Here is a 20,030-nt window from a genome sequence, read left to right on the forward strand (position 1 = left end):
CAGTGCGACAGAAAATGTCGTCAGCTGAAGTTACACTGAGTCATCCGGGTGACACTGAATCCTGTCGGGAGGAAGCAACATGAATCTGTCTGGCCGCACCATCCACAAAAGTGAACGCCTCATGCGCATTCTGGACATCCTCAAGTACACTGCCCTCAACACCACCGAACTGAGAAAACGCCTGGGCCTTCCCGACACCCAGACCCGCACCCTGCAACGGGACCTTGAACTCCTCGTTGAGCGGGAGGATCTGGTGCGCCGCACAGATGGACGTTACACCACAAAGGCCAGAAAGCCTGCTGCCCTGAACCCGGCAGAAGCCCTCGCTGCGTACTCTGCAGCAAGGCTCCTTTTCCACCATGCTTCCGAGTACAACGAGCATTACCTGACCACCCTGGAGAAACTCACCCATAATCTTCCTGAGCCCGTGCGCAAAGTCGCCGAGCAGATGAACAGGGTGTACCGCGAGAAGCCCAATCGGAGACAGAGCCGCAGCCTGGAGCACTGCTCACTGGCCTGGCTGGAAGGCCGATGGCTCAAATTTGATTACCATGCCCCCTCCACTGGAAAGAAACGCACGGTGGAGCTCTCCATTTACTTCATTGAAATCAACCCGCACAACCGCTCTGCCTACGCCATCGGGTTTGAGCGCACCAGCAAAAAACCGTCCATCCGGGTGTTCAAAGTGTCCCGCATGATGGGCACCCTGGTCCTGAACGAGCCCTGCGAGATTCCAGAGGATTTCAATGCACTGGGATTCATGCAGCACGCCTGGGGGGTCAGTGTGGGAGATCCACAGAAACTGGTCCTGAGATTCAAGCCAGAGGCCAGAGAGCGACTCCTGGAAGAACATCTGGAAGAACGGGCCGACCGCTTTGAGCTTCTTGAGGATGGTTTCACCTGCGTGGACCTGACCGTGGCCAACGTGTGGGAAGTGGTGCCCTGGATCAAGGGCTGGGGGGCATGGGTGCGGGTGGAGGAGCCCCTGTTTCTGAGGGATGAACTGATCAGGCAGTTGCAGGAGGCACTGGAGTACTACAGCGATGCTGAGCCGCAGGAGGTTTTGAGCTCCTGAATTGTGGAAAAGCAGAAACACGCCAGAGGTTTAAAACCATCATGCAACAACTCGTTTGTGGAGGTAACAATGAGCAAACAGGACGTTCTCAAACAGAATGCTGACATTGCAGGAATCGCTGAAGGCATCAATCAGAGTGCTGAAAATTACTCTGAAAATGCCATGTTCAACAATCCCAGAGGGCATGGGCTGGCCGCTGAACATGCCAATCACATGTTTGATGTTTTGACAGGCCAGAAAGCAGAGCATGTGGGTTCAAACAACATCAAGGACGGTGCAGATCGCATTGTCAACGGCATTCAGATCCAATCCAAGTACTGTGCCAGTGGCGGGAAGTGTGTGCAGGAATGCTTCAATGAGCAGGGACATTTCAGGTACCTAAACCCGGATGGGACGCCCATGCAGATTGAGGTGCCGAGCGATATGTATGATTCGGCGGTGCAGTCCATGCGCACCCGCATTGAAAAAGGGACCATCCCGGGAGTGAGCGATCCAGCAGAAGCAGAAAACATCATACGCAAAGGCCACTTCACCTATGAGCAGGTGAAACGCATTGCCCAAGCTGGAACCATTGAAGGCCTCACCTATGATGCTGTTCGAGGAATTCGGCTGGCCGGGACTTCGGCAGGCATCACTGCAGTGATCAGCTTTGCTGTGGGGATCTGGCGCAAAGAGGACATCGCCACTGCCCTGAAAACAGCAGTCCTGTCAGGTCTTCACTCTGGAGGGGTTGCCTGGGTCAGCAGCATTGCCGCGGCCCAGGTGGGCCGTACAGGATTGGAAAAAGGTTTGCGTCCTGCCACAGACTGGGTGGTCAAGCAACTGGGACCAAAGGCCACCCGCTGGATTGCCACGGGTCTGCGCAATGGGAAACCCCTTTATGGTGCGGCTGCCGCCAGCCATGTCAGCAAAATTCTGCGGGGCAATGTGGTGACTTCAGCCATCACCGTGGTGGTGCTTTCCAGCCAGGACATGGTGAAACTGTTCAGACGCCAGATTTCAGGTGCACAGCTGTTCAAGAACGTCACCATCACCACAGCAAGCGTGGCGGGAGGGGTAGGGGGAACCCTTGCGGCCAGTGCCATTGGCACCATGATTTTCCCCGGGGTGGGAACAGTGGTAGGAGCGCTCATTGGCATCACTGGAGGACTTCTGGGAGGCAAATTCTCCAAAGATGCCACCCAAAAAGTCATGGACCGGTTCATTCAGGACGATTCCAGAAAGCTGCTGTCCATCATCGAAAATGTGTTTGTCACAGAAGCCGAGGGCTTTTTGCTCAGTGAACAAGAAGGTGAAGCTGTGGTGGCTGCTCTGAGGAACCTGGACCTTGGGAAGAAGCTGCTGGAAATGCATGCCAGCAAAGACCATCAAGAGTACGCCAGACAACTGCTCGTTCCTCTGATGGAAGCAGAGGTGGCAAAGCGTGAAAAAGTGACTCCTCCCAGTGAGGAGGAACTGATGGTGGCACTGGCCGAAGTGCTGGAATTCGCAGCTGACTGAAATGATGACAGAACAATAAAATGGGCTTACAAACCCATTTTATTGTTCTGGGTGAATGCATCCCTGGCTGGCCTTCCTCAAAACATGATCCCAGGATCTGAGTCAGGAAATGAAGGTCGGTTTCTGAATGCCCAGGTTGCTCTTAAAGCTGCTTCCGGAGTTTCAGCAAAGACTGATTTTCAGTAAGATGACCCCATGATTCTGAAAGCTGCAGCCCACCCTCCCACCGATGACAAATTGCAGACAGCCGGACAGAAAGCAGAAAAACAGATGGCTTACTACCTGGAACGGGCGTTTGGAAATGATCCGTTGGTGCTGGTCTTTCATGACCTGCGCATTGAGCATGGCGGTTTTGCCTGCCAGATGGACCACCTGATTCTGCACAGCTGGGGCTGGATCATCATTGAGTCGAAAAGTGTGGTCAGTGAGGTGCAAATCAATGCCCACGGTGAGTGGTCCCGCAAGTGGAACGGACGTTTCCAGGGCATGGCCTCTCCGGTGCGGCAGGCAGAGCGGCAACAGGAACTTTTTGATGCTTTCATGGATGAGGAGATACCAAAACGCATGAGCCGTCGTCTGGGCCTGCTGGGTCCCATCCGGGCCAGAGAATTCCAGAGTGAGGTGCTGGTGGCGATCAGCGATCAGGGTCTCATTTCGGGCAACAACCGTCCTGCGGGGGTCCTGAAAGCAGATGCGGTGGTCGAGGAAGTCAAAAACCGCATTCACCGCAGCCAGAAAGCTGCCCGTGCTCTTTTTTCAAACCGACAGGAATTTGGCAGCACCCACCTCACAGCATTCGGTCAGCTTCTGGTGTCAAGCCACAAGCCTTCCCCTCTGACCAGGTTCCTGATCCCTCAGACGGACAAGAAAGCTGCCCCTGCAAGGTCACAACAGACAGCACAGTCAGAATCAAAGCACTGCCGGGTGTGTCGCAGTGAAAGGCTGGAAATGCTGTGGGGCAAATACGGGTATTACTTCCATTGCCTGGACTGTGAACAGAACACCCCCATCAGTGACGTTTTTCCAGCGTTCAAGAATGGGTACAAAATCCGCAAGCAAGGTCGGGAGTTCTTTCTGGAGCACGCAGGCAAAGGCACATCTGTGCTGTTTCATGTGAATCCCTGAGGCAGAGCCTCTCATCAGCACTTTCCGTCCCAATTTGCTGTTTGCTGGACGGGATGGGCATCCTATTGTGGCAATGGTGCGTCACAACCTGTCGTTTCTGTGGTGTGCAATGGTCATGGGTGAGCCATGATTGTGAAGACCTGACAGACCCATCATTTGACAACGAGAAAATCCCTGTTCTCTCGTGGTCTGGTCGAGCAGGAGTTTTGCTGCAAGAGAAAGCAGGATTGAACCGACAACTTTATTTTGTTCTGATTTTGTAATGGGTTTTTAGGTGTATTTACCTATTTGATCACTTGTACTTTCAAAAATCAGTTTAAAATAAAGTCTGTAAAATTGCGCACAGTTTCTCAGCCCTTTTCTTTTGGAGGTTTTACCCATGATGGGCCATCAGCGTATATTAGTTGCCCTTGCCCTCGGAATTCTGGGGGGTGCTGCGGCACAGGAGGGGCAGTCCGAACAGCCCAAACTGGACCAGACGGTCCTGGAACAATCTGCCTCCATCCTCTACCAGACCCTTCAGGAGGCCCTGCAAGAAGTGCAGGGTGATCCAGAGCAGAAGCACCTCAATGTGGCATTCGCCTTCAGCACCGGGCACTTTGCACAGGACCCCACCATGGCGCAGGCGGCACGGGAGATTGCGAACCTGTTTGTCAGAGACCACATGATTGAAGGGGACCAGATCTCCGCCTATGCCTGGGAGATGAACGTGTGGTCCCACCCAGGTGCGGAATTCAACCCTTACACCCTGCCTGCCAGCCTGAAAGACGATGCTGCAAAGGCACAGGTGAACCGCCTGTGGCCCCTCTCTGCACAACCTGACACCGCAGGAGGACATGACACCGAACAGACCATTGTGGAGCTCTCTGAGCAACTGCAGGGCAAAAACACAGTTCTGGTGCTGCTCACCAACACTGCATACAGTGTGGCCTCCGACAGCCAGAAACCCATCGGGACCCGTTCTGAAACCTATCAGAAGGTTCTGGAAGGCTGGAAGCGGCTCAGCAGCAACAGTGCCAGTGGGGCTTCCGTGCAGTTGCCTTTTCAGGAGCAGGGTGGAAAGCGCCGCACCCTGGATGCTGTGTTGGTGCTGCCCAACGATTACCAGCCTGCTGCACTTGACAAGGGCAGCCGAACAGAGCAACTGGTTGCTGCCCAGAAAGCTGCAAAACAACCCAACCTGTTGTGGGTCTACATTGTTGCAGGTGTCCTGATTCTGGGTGTGCTGGTTTTCTTGCTCACCAGGCAAAGAAATCCTGCACCCACAGGTGGGTCCACCAAAGCAGCACGGGCCAGCAAAGCTCCCCTTGAACTGGAAATTGGAAAATCCAGTTTTGCGATCCCCGGTCCCAAAGATCCTCCGCTCATCTGTCAGGTGCGCAAGGATCAGGGCATTCCTGCCTCTGATCGGGTCACCCTGATCTCCGAAAAGAACATTCCAGCAGACCTCGCCCAGCTTGAACGGGACAGAGACAGCATCCTCATCAAGGTGGCCGATGGGGTGAAACTCCACTCCATCGATGGTCAACCTCCCCAGAAACCTCTGATTCCTTTGCGTGAAGGCCTCTACCGCATTGAACTTCGCGGCCAGTACCAGGAGAAACCCACCCTGCCTCCCCGCCCCTTTCAGCAAGAACTGAAGATCCGCATCCGTCCTCAGGCGGAATGACCTTTAAGGAGACACCATGAGCACCTACATCAAAACCCTCGTGATCGGTCTGGGCAGCACAGGAACCCGCATCTGCAATGAACTGGTGCGGCGCATCGAGTGGGAGCTCGGTGGGCTGGAGAAAGCCCCCTGGGTCCGTTTCCTCGCCATTGAAACCAATTCCAATGAACCGACGCCCCTCAAGAAGAATGGGGATTTCCGCTCGATTGGTTTTCGCACGGCAGAGTACAACGACATCCTGCAGAACATGCATGCCTACAATGAGCGCATCGCATTGGACGACTGGGCGGACATCGACACCCTGAAAAAACTTCCCGATCCTGAAGGTGGAGCCGGAAACATCCGCATGGTGGGCAGGCTGGCCTTGCTGTACGGCGAGAACTTTGAGAACATCAAACTCTCAGTGCTCTCCCGTATTGAACAACTCCGGGACCTCAAAGAGGCCAAAGCCCAGGAGGCCCGCGGCCCTCTGCCAGACGGCAGCAACCCTGAAATCACCTTTGCTGCGGATGGACAGGTGCGCATTTTCATTGTTGGGACCCTCTGTGGTGGGACCTGCTCCGGGCTTGCCCCTGATTTTGGGTACTTCCTGCGTTCTTTCCTGGGGCAGGAAAAACTGATTGGGATCTTCACCCTCCCACACCCCAATTCGGTGCACCCCTATGCCCAGCGCATCAAGAAGAATGCATACAGTGCACTGGTGGAACTGAACCACTACCACCTTTCCCAGAAAGGGGATGCCCCTCCCATCCGTTTCCCGGATGGAACCAGCAGTGAACGCTTCAAGAAAGTCCCCCCTTATGACCTGCCTTACCTGGTGATGCCCAACAAGGCCACCACCGCAGGTGAGGTGGAAATCATCAACATGGTGGCTGACCGCATCTTCCTGAATGTGTTCACCCCCTCCACCGACCCTTACAGCAACGCGGTGGATGTAGGTACGTTTGATCTGGAAAACCAGGCCCACGTGTTCTGCACTTTTGGGCTGGCCACAGTGGAAGTGCCTGCCCAGCAACTCACCGAAGCCTGCACCAGCAAGCTGCTTCTGCGCTCCCTGAGGCGCTGGCAGGACAGCCATGATGTGGACACCGACAGTGTGCTGGATCGGGTGGGCCTCACCTGGAACCGCCTGAAGGCCATGCTGCTTGCGCAGGAAGGCAATGAACGGGAACTCGAACAGCGTCTGCGGGATCAGGTGGAAGAACTGTCAAGGCAGGCTGAAACCCAGCCTGAGAAACTTCGTGCCGCACTGGACGCTTTCCGCCTGAAATTCAAAGCAGGTGAAGGCAGTGTCTCCACAGCGGTAAAATCCAATGTTTCCAGGGTGGTGGAAGGGGTGTACAACCGGCTGCGGGATTACGCAGCAGATGTCCTCACCAACCTTTACGAGGGTCCTGATCCCTTCAAGAAAGTGGTCAAGGCAGGCATTGACTGGGTGCAGGAGGTGTCCCAGAACCTGACCCCATCCAGCAGCGATGAGGCGAGACGCAATGTGGATGCTGTCATCACGCGACTGGAAGAGCCCATCAAACGCAACCTCTTTGGGGTGAACAAAGCCCAGGTGGCCCAGCGTAAAGAAGACGTGCGGCAATTCCGTAACCTGCTTCTGGAAGAAATGGAAGCCCGCATTGATGAACTGATGTACCAGGTGCTCTCCAACCAGACCACCCGGGGCAAAACCGAAAAAGGACTGCTGGAGCGTCTGAAAGTCATGATGGTCCCCATTCAAACCCGTCTGCGTGGCCTGGAAGGACGCATCACCCACCTGACCTCCAACCTGGACCGCAGGGTGCAGGAACTCTCCAGAAATGCTCCCCCACTGGTGGGCCTGACCATCTTCGAACCCAACAGTTCCGTGGAACAGGAATACCGCCGCTGCCTGCAGGAATGGACCGGAGACGCCACCCAGACCTTTGAAGGTGCCCAGGAAGAAGCATCCGAGCGCATCATCCAGGACTGGACCGAGGTCACCGAAATGCTGATGCCCCCTCTGGCCGTGTCCTCAGAAGAGGACCTGCTGTCCAGACCGTATCTCGCTGGTACAGAAGATCCCCTTCCTGAAAGGCAGTTCAAGCGCCTGTGGCAAAAAGCCCTGGAGCCCTTCCAGCGCCTTGCCAACATTGACGTGCTGGAACGCTGGTCGAAACTGGGTGTGGACCAGAGCGGCGCAGACCCGGCCATGCGGGCCAGGGATGCCGCACAACTGGCAAAACCTTTCCTGCGTGTCGACCGCAATCAGGCCGAGAAAGGCAACCGTTCCCGCATCCTCAACGTGACCTCCCTGCTGCTGCCCAACCATGTCACCGACAGCCAGAAAACGGAATTCAAAACCGCCATCAGCTCTGTGTTCTCTGCGAACAAGGCCGGGAATGCCTTCTCGCCCCAGCGTTTCAGGATTGTGCTGCTGAACGAGTGGTACAGGTTCCCCCTGCGTGGCCTCACAGACGTGCTCGGGGCAGGAGGCATCCACGAAGCCCAATGCGAGGACTTCCCCACCTTCCACACCCGCCGGGACATTTACTGGCTGGGCCTCTCCCCGAGAGAAGGGAACCTGCTGCGCGAAACCGAAGAACTGCTGGTGCTCGGGGTGATTCTGGATGTGATCCAGATCAAGGCAGGCCGCCTGACTTTCTCCATGAAAGGCATGGGTGGAGCAATGGAGGAACGCCACCTGCCCCTGAGCTTCTACGATGCAGCGCGCATGCTGGCCCGAGAGCACCGCGATGTCAAAGGCGGACAGCTCAAAGGGGTGCGTGCTGTCCTCAAAGCCCGCATTGAACAGAAATGGCACCAGTCCACCTCCACCCCCGAAGAAAGCAGCGAGCAATTTGTGCGACTGCTGATCGATCAGGTGAATGCCTTCTTCCTGCGTTACGCCGACCCCTCCAGAATCATCCGGGACTGGGGCAGCAAAGAATGGACCTGGGAGTACGTGGTGCGCTTCATTGCCAAGAGTGGAGACCTGTTCGCGGCCTACCAGCGCATCAGCCCACCCGACCAGGAAATTCTGGCCCGACTGTGGCTTGAAAAAGGAGACCGGGGCCTGTGGGGTGGTGTGGTCTCTGAACCTGGCTTCTACTGCGAACATGACGGCGGCCTGATCGGCAAAACCCTTGAAGAAGCCGCCCAGCATGGCTGGCGTTGTTTCATCAATCCCGAGCACCACTTCGGGGACCAGCTGGAGAAAGTCTCGCACCATGGTTGAACAGCTGGGTCTGACACAGGTGAGTCTGTATGGAATCATTGCCCTGCTGATTCTGGCAGTCTGGTACGGAGTTCAGATCTGGCAGGTCAATGCCAGGCTTGACCACGAGCGACAAACAGCCGAAGAGCTGGGAAAAGCCCTGAACCGCTACTCCAGATTTGAAGGCCAGGGGCTCTCCAGTGCTGAAGCAATGGAGGTGGCCAAAGACTCGGCCCTCATTCACAAACTGGCGAAAATGGCCGAGCGCCAGCGCAGCCTCCCCACCGCAGAAATTGACACCATGCTCACCCCCATTGCGGAGGAAGTGCAGTCCTGGCTCACCCCACTGCGCAGCGCCCCCAACCTCCTGATGCTCGGTGGTCTGGTGATCACCCTGATTGGTCTGGGGCAAACCATTGGCAATTTGCCCGTCCGGGAAGCCAATGTAGAGCAATTGACTGCAGCCCTCCCTGAAGCCCTCAGTGAGATGAAAGGGGCGTTCTACGGTTCGATGTTCGGGGTGGGGTGTGCTTTGCTGCTGGGCTTCATGTTCAGTTATACCCTGAGAAAGAGCCAGCAACTTCTGACGGTGCTCTCCAATGTGGGACACAGTTACCTCGCCCCCCTGATCCTGCTGCCTCGTATTGAGAAACAGGTGGAAATCCTGCAAAACGCCATCACCGAAACCAGAGATTTCTTCAAAGAGCTCTCGCAGCAGATGCAGAAAGTCACCCAGGATTTCGGCAAGGAAATTGGTGCAGCAGGCAAAGTCATGAAAGACAGTCTCATCGAGCTGAAATCTTCTGCAAAAGACGTGCACGACCAGCTCAAGCAGGTCTCTGAAAACGTGATCACTGCGGCCAACGAACTGGCAAAAGGCACGCAGGAATTCCGGGGCCTCCATACCGAGCTGCAAAACGCCCACACCTCACTGGAGAACATGTTCGTGCGCAGCCAGTCAGAGCTGGACCGCAGGGCGTCTGAGCACCTTCAGCAATTGCAGGACATGCAGACCAACTTTGGGAAGAGCAGCCAGAACATCCTCAGTCACCTGCTCGTCACCTCAGAGGGCATGGGTCAGCTGACGCAGAACATGGATGCGACCCGCAAAGAACTTGAGACCTCTTCTGAACGCATTGCCCAGAAAGTGCAGGGGTCCTTTGAAGGTCTGCACGGCATGCTGGACACCACCCTCACCGCGCACCAGCGAGAGATGGGTCAGGTGGGGCAGCACCTCCAGGCCATGACGACCCGCATTGAGACCCTGAGTGACCGCAGCATGGACGTGCTGCAGCTCTCAGAACACATCCAGGAGCAGGAGAAACTGCGTCATCTGGAACTCCTCAAAACCCTGGCCAGCAACAACCAGGGACTTGCTTTGCAGTTGCAGCAGACCATGGAGGCGCACAGCCCCCTGGAGTTCCTGAAAGACCAGAAGGTGTACCAGACCGCCGCCCTTGGTGGCCTCATTCAGCAGCAGGAACGCATGATGGAAACCGTGCAGCAGGCCAGTGCAGGTCTGGGGACACAACTTCACCTGGACCTGCAGAAAACCCAGGACCTGCTCAATGCCCTGCAGACGGTGATTCCAGAGCGCCAGCATGTGCACCAGTGGATTTTTGAATCCGGGGACCAGTTGCAGGACAGACTGGAGCATTATGTGCTGACCCTGCAGGGTCAACTGCGCAAGACCCACATGGAAGTGCAGGACCTGAAAGCGGCCCTGTCACTGGCATTGCAAAAAGGGAGCAATGGGCATTCGAACAACCCTCCACCCCAGTCTGCACCTCCTGTTCCCCCTGCGGTGACCGTCAAACTTGAGCAGGAGCCTGGAGAGGGCGCATGAGACGCCTGAGCAGTCAGGATGGGGTGGAAGTGAACCCTTACATTGCCCTGGCAGACAACGGCCTGAGCATGGTGATGGTCATGACCCTCTTTACCGTGATGGTTTTGCTGGCGATTTTGCAGAAAGAAGACACCCGCAAGGATGTGCGTGAAGAGTTTTATGACAGGGTGATTCAGGCTTTTCCCGAGCAGCAGAGGCCGCAGATGCTGGACTACAAGGTGAAAAATGATCCTCCGGGAGCCCAGAGGTGGGTGTTCAAGGATCAGGTTCTGTTCATCCGGGGGACAGCAAAACTCACCCCCCATGGACAGCAACTGCTCTCCAAATTTGCGGATCTGATGGCCCAGAACACCGACAAATGGCGCAGGGCCCGCATCGAAGGTCACACCATGCCCACCGAACTCAACAAACCGGACAACTGGGATCTGGCCAATGCCCGTGCGAGCACTGTGGCCAAACTCTTTACCGACAACAGCTGTGCCATCCGGGCCAACAGCATATCCACCTCCGGACGTGGAGGACAGAGCAAAGCGCTGGGGCTTGCACGTTCGGATCAGCGGAATGAACGGGTGGAGATCATCCTGGAATACTCGGCCCTGAGTGCTTCTGACAAGACAGACCAGAAACGGGACTGCAACTGATGAACACCTGCCCTTACTGCAACACCCCCATCATCGGCACGCATGTGAAATGCCCTTCTTGTGGCATGCCCCTGAACCTCACCACCCTGGCGAAAGGCACCACCCTCAAATTCCGTTACACCATCGAAAAGGTGCTTGGTCAAGGAGGATTTGGCATCACCTATCAGGCTCACGACAAACTGCACAACAGAGGGGTGGCCCTCAAAGAGTTTTTCCCCCAGGGGGTCCTGAGGGTCGGTCAGGACGTGATTCCCAGTGGTGCTGCTGCCCTCAGTGAATTCCTGCAGCACAAGCAGGCTTTCGTTCAGGAAGCCCAGACCCTTGCCCAATTTCAGCACCCCTCCATCGTGAAGGTGCAAGACGTCTTTGAGGAAAACGGAACGGCCTACTATGCAATGGAATTGCTCGATGGTGAAAGCCTCGGGGACATGCTGCGGAATCAGGGAACGTTGCCCATGCCACAGGTGCTGACGGTGGCCCACGCTGTCTCGCAGGCCCTGAATCCCGTGCATCAGGCCGGGATGCTGCACCGGGACATCAAACCGGACAACATCGTGCAGACAAAGGACCAGCGCACCATCCTGATTGATTTCGGGTCAGCCCGCAAGAGCACCGGACAGACCCAGTCGATGACCCAGCTGGTCAGTCCCGGGTATTCGCCGTTGGAACAGTACAGCTCGCAGGGCAAATATGGTCCTTACACCGACCTTTATGCTCTGGGAGCGACATTGTACCACTGTGTTCAGGGGTCACCTCCCCCCTCGGCCACCGATCTGGTGAATGGCTCCCTGCCTGCAATGTCTGCGCATGTCCCTGCCAACCTCTCCCGGGCGATCCAGGCCTGCCTGAAAACCAGTGTGAAGGAACGGCCCCAGACGGTGCAGGAGTTTCTGGGCCTGCTGAGTGACGCCCCTGATTTCCAGGAAAACGACCTGCAACTGACGGAGCACGACATGCACCACAGTGCCGTCCAGCAGATGGTGTTTCTGGACCCCCAGACCCTCATCACGGCCTCCCTGGACCACACGGTCAAACGCTGGACCCTGAGCGCACTGGACAGCCCGCAAAAAACCTTCTCAGAGCACGATGGGGGAGTGCAGGCCCTGGTGGTCTTCAGAGACCTGCTGATTTCTGGTGGGGATGATGGTGTGGTGGTGATTCGACCTGCCCATTCGGTCCCGTACCGCATCCATTGCGATGAGCCTGTGGTCTCCCTGGGGGTGATGGGGAACCGTCTGGTGGTTGCCACCCGCAGCCGTCGTTTGAGCCTGTACGACCTGCAGAACCGTGACAAACTGCTGGAAAGCCAGCCCATTGCCCACTACATCAATGAGATGCTGATCCTCGCAGACCAGCAAAAGGTGGTTCTGGGACTGAAAAACGGGCAAGTGGCCTTTCTGAACAAAACCTTCCAGGGACAGCCCCTTCCTGCACACAGTGGACCCGTGTGCAGCATCCTGCGTGGAAACCAGCAGGTGCTGACGGTTGGAACGGAGGGAAGCTTCATGGTATGGGACATAACGGGAAACCTGATGCAGACCCGCTACACCCACACCTGTGAGGTGCAAATGGCCCTTTTCCTGAATGCCAGCACAGTGGTTTTTGCAGACTCAGACAACACCCTCTGGACCCTGGACACAGCCAATCAGGCCCGATCCTGGTTGCAGCTTGAACAAACGGTCATCTGCATGGTGCTTTCCCCAGACGGCAAACAGCTCCTGTGTGGAACCGAACAGGGCAGTGTGTACCTCGTGGACATTCAGTAGGACGGTGGAGCAAAACATGCCAGAAACCCCTCAAATCGCAGAAAACCTGGCTGAAAAGCTGGAACGCCTCGAACTGAACCTGCAACGCTGGGAGCGACTGGGAGAGAAACTGCCCGATGTGATCCTGGCCGTGGAACACCTGGAAAGACGTGCAGAAGATGCCATTTTGCGGATGCAGCAGGAAATGGACCGCCACAGGGAGGAGCTGAACCGCCTGCAACCCAGAATGCCAGCCGTGCCGAAAGAGGAACCCAGGTCTTCAGCGTCTGCTCAACCTGCCCCCGTCGATGCTTCCCGCATGAAACAGGACCTCCTGAATGCGCTTCATGAGCAAATGGACTGTGAATTACAGGCTTTTTCCCGCAATGCTCTCGACCCCCTGCACAACCAGATGCAACACCTGAAAATCAGTGTGCAGCAAATGTCTCTTTCCTCTGGCCCTGCACAACCTATCCCACAAGGACCTTCTACAGCAGTCCTCGAATCCCAGATCATGGCCCAGCAGCAGGAGATCAACAAGTTGAAAAATCAATTGCAAATGATGGAGGAATCCCAGCAGACTGTCCAGGAGCAACAACGCGAAGGTCATCAGGTGCTCTCTGAGCATGTTCAGAGCCTGCAGGGGGGGATACAGGGACTCCAGTCTTATGTTCTGCAAGTGGAGAAATCTACCCAGAACTCTGTTCAGAACAGCATCCAGCAATTGATGCAGCAGCAGGCCACAGACAGAGAGCATTTGAACCACAGCCTGCAGCAGCTTGAACATGCCTTCAATGAATTCCAGAGCTGGTATCAGGGTGCGAAGCCACTGGCGAGGTTGTTTTCCAGACCGAAGTGAGAACTTTACCCCCGATACGGTACTGTTACCCGGAACACCGGAAGCACCATAAAGTGATGGTCTTCCGGTCCGGTGTAGCCTGCCCGGTTGTACCACTCGTCGTCCCGCTGGCACTGGATGACCGTGTGCCCGATGGGGGTGATGCGTCCCCGCAGGTTGCGGTACTGCTCGAGTTTCTGGGCCAGAGGGCTGTTTTTGCTGAGGTGGGCCACAGGTTGCCCGAAGTGGGTGATCAGGTTCCCGTGCAGTTCAAGGGGCCCCCATTGCTGCGCAAAACGTCGCACTGCCTGTCTGCCATCCACATGGATGACCCTGGGAGAGGTGATGTAGAAGTCCGAGGGGTCGGGCATGCGATCAAAGGTGAGGTGGGTGGGAACTTCAGCAGGGCATTGCACCACAAAGGGAACCACACCGTCTTCCAGGAGCCCTTGCTGGAATTCACGGCTCCTGAGGGCAGGATGGCAGGTGCTTTCGTGCCTGAGCACATGGAGGTGGTTTCTTGCCCGGGTGAGGGCCACGTACAGGGCGCGGGTGTCATCCGGGAGCACCTGACCTGAACGCAGGGGCACCTGTTCGCTGATCACGAACACCTCGTCGAACTCGCAACCTTTGGCCGAGTGGTAGGTGGAGAGCACCACCCCTCTGTGTCCGAGGGGCCGGGTGTTTTCCATGCGCAGGGCAACCTGTTCAAAAGTGGGGTTTTTCAGGCTGGAGACGCTGTCCAGCAGGGCCTGCCACGCATGGTCTTTGCTGGACAGGTTGAGGATCAGTCGGGTGTCCTCCAGAATGTTCTGAGGGTCACGGGTGGTGCGGCCTTTTTCTTCGAGCAGCACCTGCTGCACTTCCCGCCCGATCAGAGAACTGACGGGCCTCAGGGCATCATGCACGTTCAGAAGCTGCATGGGGATGCCTGAAGAGGCCAGAAAGTGCTGCACTTCATTGAGTTCCTCCCAGGTGCGGGCAAGCACTGCAATGCCCTCTGGCCGGGTGCCTTGCTCCACGCGCTCCTGAATGCGTCTGCAAATGGTGTAGGCTGCATCGAGTCTTCGGGTGTATTTCCCGAGCTGCACACTGCCGTCCTCCGTCCGGTTGCTGATCACCCGGTTGTGCTGTCCTTTGAGGCGGCTCTCTGCTGGCAGGGTGAATTCAATGAAGCGGTTGGCCACCTGCACAATGCGTGGCGCGGAACGGTAATTGACAGACAGGGTCAAAACCTTGTTCTGTTCAATCCTGTAATCCTGCTGGAAACGGTGAATGAATTTGATGTCTGCACCCTGAAAGGAATACAGGTTCTGGTCGTCATCCCCCACAGCCACCAGATAACCAGGCTGGTCCACCTCATCGTCATCAGCGTTGCCATCGAAACGAGCAAGCTGGGTCACCAGCTGGTATTCCAGGTCCTTGATGTCCTGGTATTCATCCACCAGCACGTACTGGTAATTGCTGCCCTGCTCCTGCAGGTGCTGAATGGCTTGCTTCAGAATCCAGTCGAATCTGGCCTGATCCCCGCGCACTTCCAGCGGAGCGTCTTTTTCGGTCAGGCCAGTGAGTTTGCGGGCCAGACCGTGAAAGGTGAAGACATCCACCTTGAGGGAGAGCTCTCCAATCAGGTCACTGATGCGTTCCTTGACCTCTGCAACGGCAGTGCGGTTGTAGGCCAGAACCAGCACCCGATCCGCAGGAATGCCGCGCAAGGCCACCAGATTGGCCACCCGGTGCACAATGGTGCGGGTTTTGCCGGACCCTGGTCCGGCAAGCACCAGGAGGGCACGGGAGCTGTCATCCTGCACGATGCTCTTTTGCACCTCGCTGAGGCTGGCAAGGATTTTGTGCTGGAACTCCGGGATCTGCAGCGTTCCAGCGGTTTCAGGATAGGGGAGGTGGCGGTCACAGAACACCTTGAGGTCCTCGGTGAAATAGGCTTGCAGCAAATGAATGCGCTGGGTCTCATCGGGCTGCCTGAGGATTTCACGCAGGCTGTGCAGGCGTCTGGCCCGGTTCTCGTAATGCTGTTCCAGCGGGCGGTAAGCCACCTGATTGTAACGGCCACGCTGCCCGGGTTTCAGGTAAAAAACACTGCCCTGCTCAAAGTCTCCACGGGTGAAATCCAGCAGACCCAGCATCTGCATTCCAGCCAGACCTTCCAGCACGGTTTTGCCCTCTGAAATCTCGAACATGCGGTCCAGTTCTGCAACATTCAGGGTGATGCCCTCTGCTGCGTCGCTGAGTTTTTCAAGAACGGTCTCGGCAAATTCCCGGAAAGTTCTGTATTGCTGCTCGAAAAGCATGCACCATTCACGCAGGGAGAGGTCTGGATCACTGAACTGGATTCTGGCACTCAGCCTCTCCAGTTGTGCTCTGGAGAGCCCAAGCACCTGGGCCACCCTGAGGGCCTGCTGGAGCCTGGCCTGCCTGCTGCGGCGCATCAGGTCCTGATTGACCTGTTCGATGTGAAGCTGGCTGAGGTCCACATCTGGCTGCTCGGAAAGGTGACTCAGGAAAGCCCGCACACTGGCGGTCGAAGCGTCCAGCCTTCCTCTTGCTCCACGCCGAGTCCTCAGGGAGACCTCGTAACTCCAGCTGGCGTATCCTGCTTTGACCATCTGCCGGAGGCCTCGAATGACTTTTGCCGGGGTGAGGGCACACAGCATCGCAGCTTCCCGCACATCGACCAGCACCTCCACACCGATTTTTCTGCTGTGGTGCCGCAGCAGAGACAGCACCTTGCTGCCTTCCAGCCCCAGAGCTTGCTGGCTGTGTTGCATCCTGATTTTCAGGACAGCCGGGCGCTGCTCTCCTTCATGCACCAGATCATAACTTTCCAGCGCAAACAGGGCCACCCTCGACTGGGTGATCAGGGCGTCCGGGTCTTCCTGAGGGAGGGCGTGGCTGAATTCAAAGCTGGACACCCAGCGGTGCACCGGAGGGGAATTCAGGCGCTTTTTCACCACCTGCCAGCAGTCCTTGAGGGCTTTCTCACTGGCGATGCGGTTGTTTTTCTCATGCTCAAAAAGCAGCTGGAAATCACGCTCGTCCCACAAAAGCAGAGCGTGCCCGGATTCGCCCGGTTTCCGGGCCACCCGTCCTATTTCCTGCAGGTAACTTTCAGGGGTGGAGGGAGGCCCTGCATGAATTACCGTGTGAATTCCAGCCCGGTCGATCCCCATGCCAAAGGCGCTGGTGGCCACCACCACCTCAAGGTCACCATTCTTGAACATCTGCAGCACTTCCCGCTTCTCAGCGGCAGGAATGCGGGCATGGAAGGCTTTCACCTGGAAACCCAGGTCATCCAGGGTCTGGGCATAACTTTCTGCCAGTGCCCTGGATTGCACATAAATGATGGAGACACCTGTTTCACGAGCCTCCTGCAGTTTCTCGACGATCACATTCAGGCGTTCGCTGCGGGGAACTTGCCGCACCTCGGTCTGGATCTCCGTGCGCCAGCGGAAGGGAGCCACTTCCGGGACCGTCACCAGGCTTCTTCCCAGCAGGGGTTCAAGTTGCTGCACAAAGCGGTTTTTCAGGTCAGCCACCACCTGTCGGGTTGCCGTTGCAGTTACAAAACCCAGTCTGGGAAGCTGACCTTCTTTGTGCAGGTCCCGGATGATGCCGGGAATGCGCAGAAAATCAGGCCGGAAATCCATGCCCCACTGGGACAGGGTGTGGGCCTCATCCAGCACCCAGAGGTGGGGTTGCCTGTGGCGCAACATGCGCTGCACAGCCACATTGCGCAGGCGTTCAGGGGAGACATACAGGATGTCGATGCGGCCCTCCCACACCCCATCCAGCACCTTTCTCTGTTCCTCGGGCGTCTGGGTGCCACTCAGGAAAGCCACCCTGGAGGCCCACTCTGGCAATTGCACCTGCAGGTTGATCACCTGATCTTCCATCAGGGCCTGCAAGGGGCAAATGATCACAGAGAGCCCTCTGCGGTATTTGCTGAGGAAGAGGGCTGGAAACTGGAAGGTCAGGCTCTTGCCCCCTCCGGTGGGCAGCAGGCCCAGAGGAACCACCTCACCTTTCAGGAGGGTCTGCACGATCTCAAATTGCCCTTCTCTGAACTGGTAATGCTCGCCATACAGGGTTTTCAATTCCTGGGTGAGGTGCTCGAAGGTAAAATTCAGGGGTGAGCAGGCTTCTTCAGCCTGCTGGAAAGACGGAAAAGTGTGCTCTGCCCAGGCGGGTCTGCGGTGGCTGTCCTGCCCGGCCTGCAAGATCCAGCTCAGGTAGATCACGGCTCCCAGATTGCTCTCTTCGTGAAGCGGCAGAGACCAGAGGTGGTGCCTGAGGGGAAGGAGTTCTTCGGGCCACGGGGCATCATTCCCCTGGAACAGGTCTCTTAAAGGACTGTCTGGCAAGAGCCTCCTGACCGTCTGGTGCACCAGAGGAGAGAGCTGCGAAATGGCTGCCCGGGCCTTCAGATATCTGGCGTAAGTTTCCATGCAATCTTCAAGCGGATCACTGCTTGGCACGTATTCCCGGTAAGGCTTTTCCAGGGCCTGACTGGGCTCACCAGGGAAGACCAGGGTGCAGAGTTCCAGGGTGTCCAGGGTGCGTTTTTGCAACTGCACAAAGCTGCTCTGTGACAGGTGTTTCTGCAAAAAGGGCAGATCGAAGCGCCTCAGATTGTGCCCGAGCAGCACTTCACAGGTCAGCAGTTCACGTTCCACCTCAGCAAGATCCAGCGCAGTGAACCGTCTGGCCTGCAAGCCATTCAGGTGAAGGCCCTCTCTGAGTTGCCCGTCCAGCGAAACTTCCAGATCCAGCACCATCAGGCCTGCAGGCCAGTTTTGAAGGTCCACCGTGGGCAAATCAGCTTCAGGGGCCTGCTGGTCTTGAGCAGGCAGGACTTCTTTCTGGTGCTGTCGATGTTTTTTCAGCTGTCGCTCTGCCTGTTTCAGATGGCGTTCGGCCCGCTTCTGCAACTGTTGCAGGCGTTCACGGGTCAATTGAAATTCTTTTTCCAGTTGCTGCAGGGTGTGCTCAGCATGACCAAACCAGCCGTACCGCAAAGACAGCAGCCGGACCTGTTTCTGGGGCATCTGCTGCAAGATCTTCTGGATGTGGTCTGGCTGGTACCCCCTGTGCTGGCAGAAGGCCTCAAACCTGGGACAGGTTTTTGAGGAGGATTGCAGTTCTGCTTTCTGGTAACCTCGCTGCAAATAGTCCTGCAGCAAGTGCTGGCCCAGCAGACCCTCCAGAGCATCGTAATCCTCTGAACGCTGGGCCAGGTATCCTCTCAGCATGCCGTGCTGCCCAAGCAGATGGGCCAGTGGACCGTCTGGGAGTCCAAGATGTTGTGCCATTTGAGACAGGGTTTGCCCGGACATGATCGCTTCGAGCAGCCACACCTGGTCCTCTGGGGTGAAGTGAAACATGGGGTCGTGAGAGGCAAAGAAATCTGCTGAAGCCATAGGTGTTCAGTTCAGGGTACTGCTGTAAGTCTGACATCATTCGTGAAATAAGGGATTTCCCTTACTTCATCTTTGGAAAAGGGATATTCACCCTTTCTGGATGTTTTCACTGGATGAAAATCACGCTCTAAGGATTTTGGAAATCCTGGGATTTGTGCTCCTGGATGAATTTGATCTTTCGGGTTCGTCGGTGGATGAGGTTGGTTTTGAAACGAAATTGGAGTTCCATAAAATCATTTGTAACTCATTTGAAAACATTCCATTGCAATTCGATCACAAATTACAGCATGTATGTGATTTTCTGATGGGACATCTGCTCAGAAGTTGTGATTTACTGTGATGATAAGTGTGTCATCCAGCAAGCAAGTTGTCATGACTCAGGTGAAACCCCCAGCAATTATCAGGTTCGTTGAAGTCTTCATTCTGATGTATTCAAGAATTCCAGGATTGCCAGATCATTTGCCTGCCATCACCCTGGCGGGTGGGCGCACATTGCAGGTGGTGTGTCTGGACCTTCTGGAAGATCAGCCTTTTGTATCTGCGCCGGGAGATCGATAAAGTCAGTAAACTGGAAGACAAACTCTATAGGTTGCCTCTGGAAAACATCTTCGACAACCCAGAACGTTCTGATGCATGGTGAAAGGAATGAAAACATGAAAGAGCAACAAGCCAAACAGGATTTTATGGCATGGCTGAAGTCTCAGATTCCAGACACCGCTGAAATGCACGCCATCGCTCAGGAAGAATCAGAACGCATTGGACTGGCTTTGGCCCTCAAGAAGTCCATAGACGCTGAAGGACACAACCAGAAAGCCCTTGCAGAGCAGATGGGCGTGGCTCAGGCAGTGATCAGCAAATAGGGAAATGTGGGCCACGACCACACCCTGCACGTCCTGCGAAAGCTGATGGACGTGCAGGGTAGAAACCTGATCAAGGCCATCGAGATGAACAGAGAGTTCATCTCTCTCCGAT

The 20,030-nt window shown here is 56.1% G+C and carries 11 protein-coding genes; 10 read left to right on the top strand and 1 reads right to left on the bottom strand.

Annotated features, from left to right (window positions below; translation table 11 throughout):
- Positions 1-79: 79 nt before the first annotated feature.
- The 9 genes from DC3_RS12655 (at position 80) to DC3_RS12695 (ending at position 13,644) form a co-directional block, all read left to right on the top strand.
- On the top strand, positions 80-1,075 hold the full coding sequence (locus tag DC3_RS12655; RefSeq protein WP_146884815.1) for a helix-turn-helix transcriptional regulator: 996 nt from the start codon (positions 80-82) through the stop codon (positions 1,073-1,075).
- A gap of 69 nt (positions 1,076-1,144) precedes the next feature.
- Positions 1,145-2,575 carry a YeeR family protein gene (locus DC3_RS12660; protein WP_146884817.1) on the top strand — a complete coding sequence of 477 codons (1,431 nt, stop codon included), beginning with the start codon at positions 1,145-1,147 and terminating at the stop codon, positions 2,573-2,575.
- Positions 2,576-2,770: 195 nt separating this feature from the next.
- Positions 2,771-3,700, top strand: a complete 930-nt coding sequence (locus tag DC3_RS12665) for a nuclease-related domain-containing protein (protein ID WP_146884819.1) — start codon at positions 2,771-2,773, stop codon at positions 3,698-3,700.
- A 379-nt stretch (positions 3,701-4,079) separates the two neighbouring features.
- Positions 4,080-5,369 carry a hypothetical protein gene (locus DC3_RS12670; RefSeq protein ID WP_146884821.1) on the top strand — a complete coding sequence of 430 codons (1,290 nt, stop codon included), beginning with the start codon at positions 4,080-4,082 and terminating at the stop codon, positions 5,367-5,369.
- A 16-nt stretch (positions 5,370-5,385) separates the two neighbouring features.
- Entirely contained in the window at positions 5,386-8,574 is a 3,189-nt protein-coding gene (locus tag DC3_RS12675; protein ID WP_146884823.1) for a tubulin-like doman-containing protein, read from the top strand.
- Positions 8,567-10,399, top strand: coding sequence for a coiled-coil domain-containing protein (locus DC3_RS12680; RefSeq protein ID WP_146884825.1), 1,833 nt, complete (start codon positions 8,567-8,569; stop codon positions 10,397-10,399). The genes DC3_RS12675 and DC3_RS12680 overlap by 8 nt, the downstream gene beginning before the upstream one ends.
- Positions 10,396-11,040 carry an OmpA/MotB family protein gene (locus tag DC3_RS12685; protein WP_146884827.1) on the top strand — a complete coding sequence of 215 codons (645 nt, stop codon included), beginning with the start codon at positions 10,396-10,398 and terminating at the stop codon, positions 11,038-11,040. Before DC3_RS12680 ends, DC3_RS12685 begins: the two co-directional genes overlap by 4 nt.
- Positions 11,040-12,806 carry a protein kinase domain-containing protein gene (locus tag DC3_RS12690; RefSeq protein WP_146884829.1) on the top strand — a complete coding sequence of 589 codons (1,767 nt, stop codon included), beginning with the start codon at positions 11,040-11,042 and terminating at the stop codon, positions 12,804-12,806. Before DC3_RS12685 ends, DC3_RS12690 begins: the two co-directional genes overlap by 1 nt.
- Before the next feature lie 16 nt (positions 12,807-12,822).
- The gene (locus DC3_RS12695) at positions 12,823-13,644 is read left to right on the top strand and encodes a hypothetical protein (protein WP_146884831.1); all 822 of its coding nucleotides are present in this window, start codon (positions 12,823-12,825) and stop codon (positions 13,642-13,644) included.
- A 5-nt stretch (positions 13,645-13,649) separates the two neighbouring features.
- On the opposite strand, the gene DC3_RS12700 is transcribed toward DC3_RS12695, so the two are convergent.
- On the bottom strand, positions 13,650-19,022 hold the full coding sequence (locus DC3_RS12700) for a RecQ family ATP-dependent DNA helicase (RefSeq protein ID WP_186816007.1): 5,373 nt from the start codon (positions 19,020-19,022) through the stop codon (positions 13,650-13,652).
- Positions 19,023-19,711: 689 nt separating this feature from the next.
- On the opposite strand from DC3_RS12700, the gene DC3_RS12705 reads away from it, so the two are divergent.
- The gene (locus DC3_RS12705) at positions 19,712-19,918 is read left to right on the top strand and encodes a helix-turn-helix domain-containing protein (RefSeq protein ID WP_146884834.1); all 207 of its coding nucleotides are present in this window, start codon (positions 19,712-19,714) and stop codon (positions 19,916-19,918) included.
- Positions 19,919-20,030 lie beyond the last annotated feature (112 nt).

The sequence above is a fragment of the Deinococcus cellulosilyticus NBRC 106333 = KACC 11606 genome, assembly GCF_007990775.1.
Classification (GTDB): domain Bacteria; phylum Deinococcota; class Deinococci; order Deinococcales; family Deinococcaceae; genus Deinococcus_C; species Deinococcus_C cellulosilyticus.

Coding starts and splice junctions, on each gene's coding strand:
- DC3_RS12655 (WP_146884815.1), top strand. CDS start 80: ATGAATCTGTCTGGCCGCACCATCCACAAAAGTGAACGCCTCATGCGC.
- DC3_RS12660 (WP_146884817.1), top strand. CDS start 1,145: ATGAGCAAACAGGACGTTCTCAAACAGAATGCTGACATTGCAGGAATC.
- DC3_RS12665 (WP_146884819.1), top strand. CDS start 2,771: ATGATTCTGAAAGCTGCAGCCCACCCTCCCACCGATGACAAATTGCAG.
- DC3_RS12670 (WP_146884821.1), top strand. CDS start 4,080: ATGATGGGCCATCAGCGTATATTAGTTGCCCTTGCCCTCGGAATTCTG.
- DC3_RS12675 (WP_146884823.1), top strand. CDS start 5,386: ATGAGCACCTACATCAAAACCCTCGTGATCGGTCTGGGCAGCACAGGA.
- DC3_RS12680 (WP_146884825.1), top strand. CDS start 8,567: ATGGTTGAACAGCTGGGTCTGACACAGGTGAGTCTGTATGGAATCATT.
- DC3_RS12685 (WP_146884827.1), top strand. CDS start 10,396: ATGAGACGCCTGAGCAGTCAGGATGGGGTGGAAGTGAACCCTTACATT.
- DC3_RS12690 (WP_146884829.1), top strand. CDS start 11,040: ATGAACACCTGCCCTTACTGCAACACCCCCATCATCGGCACGCATGTG.
- DC3_RS12695 (WP_146884831.1), top strand. CDS start 12,823: ATGCCAGAAACCCCTCAAATCGCAGAAAACCTGGCTGAAAAGCTGGAA.
- DC3_RS12700 (WP_186816007.1), bottom strand. CDS start 19,022: ATGTTTCACTTCACCCCAGAGGACCAGGTGTGGCTGCTCGAAGCGATC.
- DC3_RS12705 (WP_146884834.1), top strand. CDS start 19,712: ATGAAAGAGCAACAAGCCAAACAGGATTTTATGGCATGGCTGAAGTCT.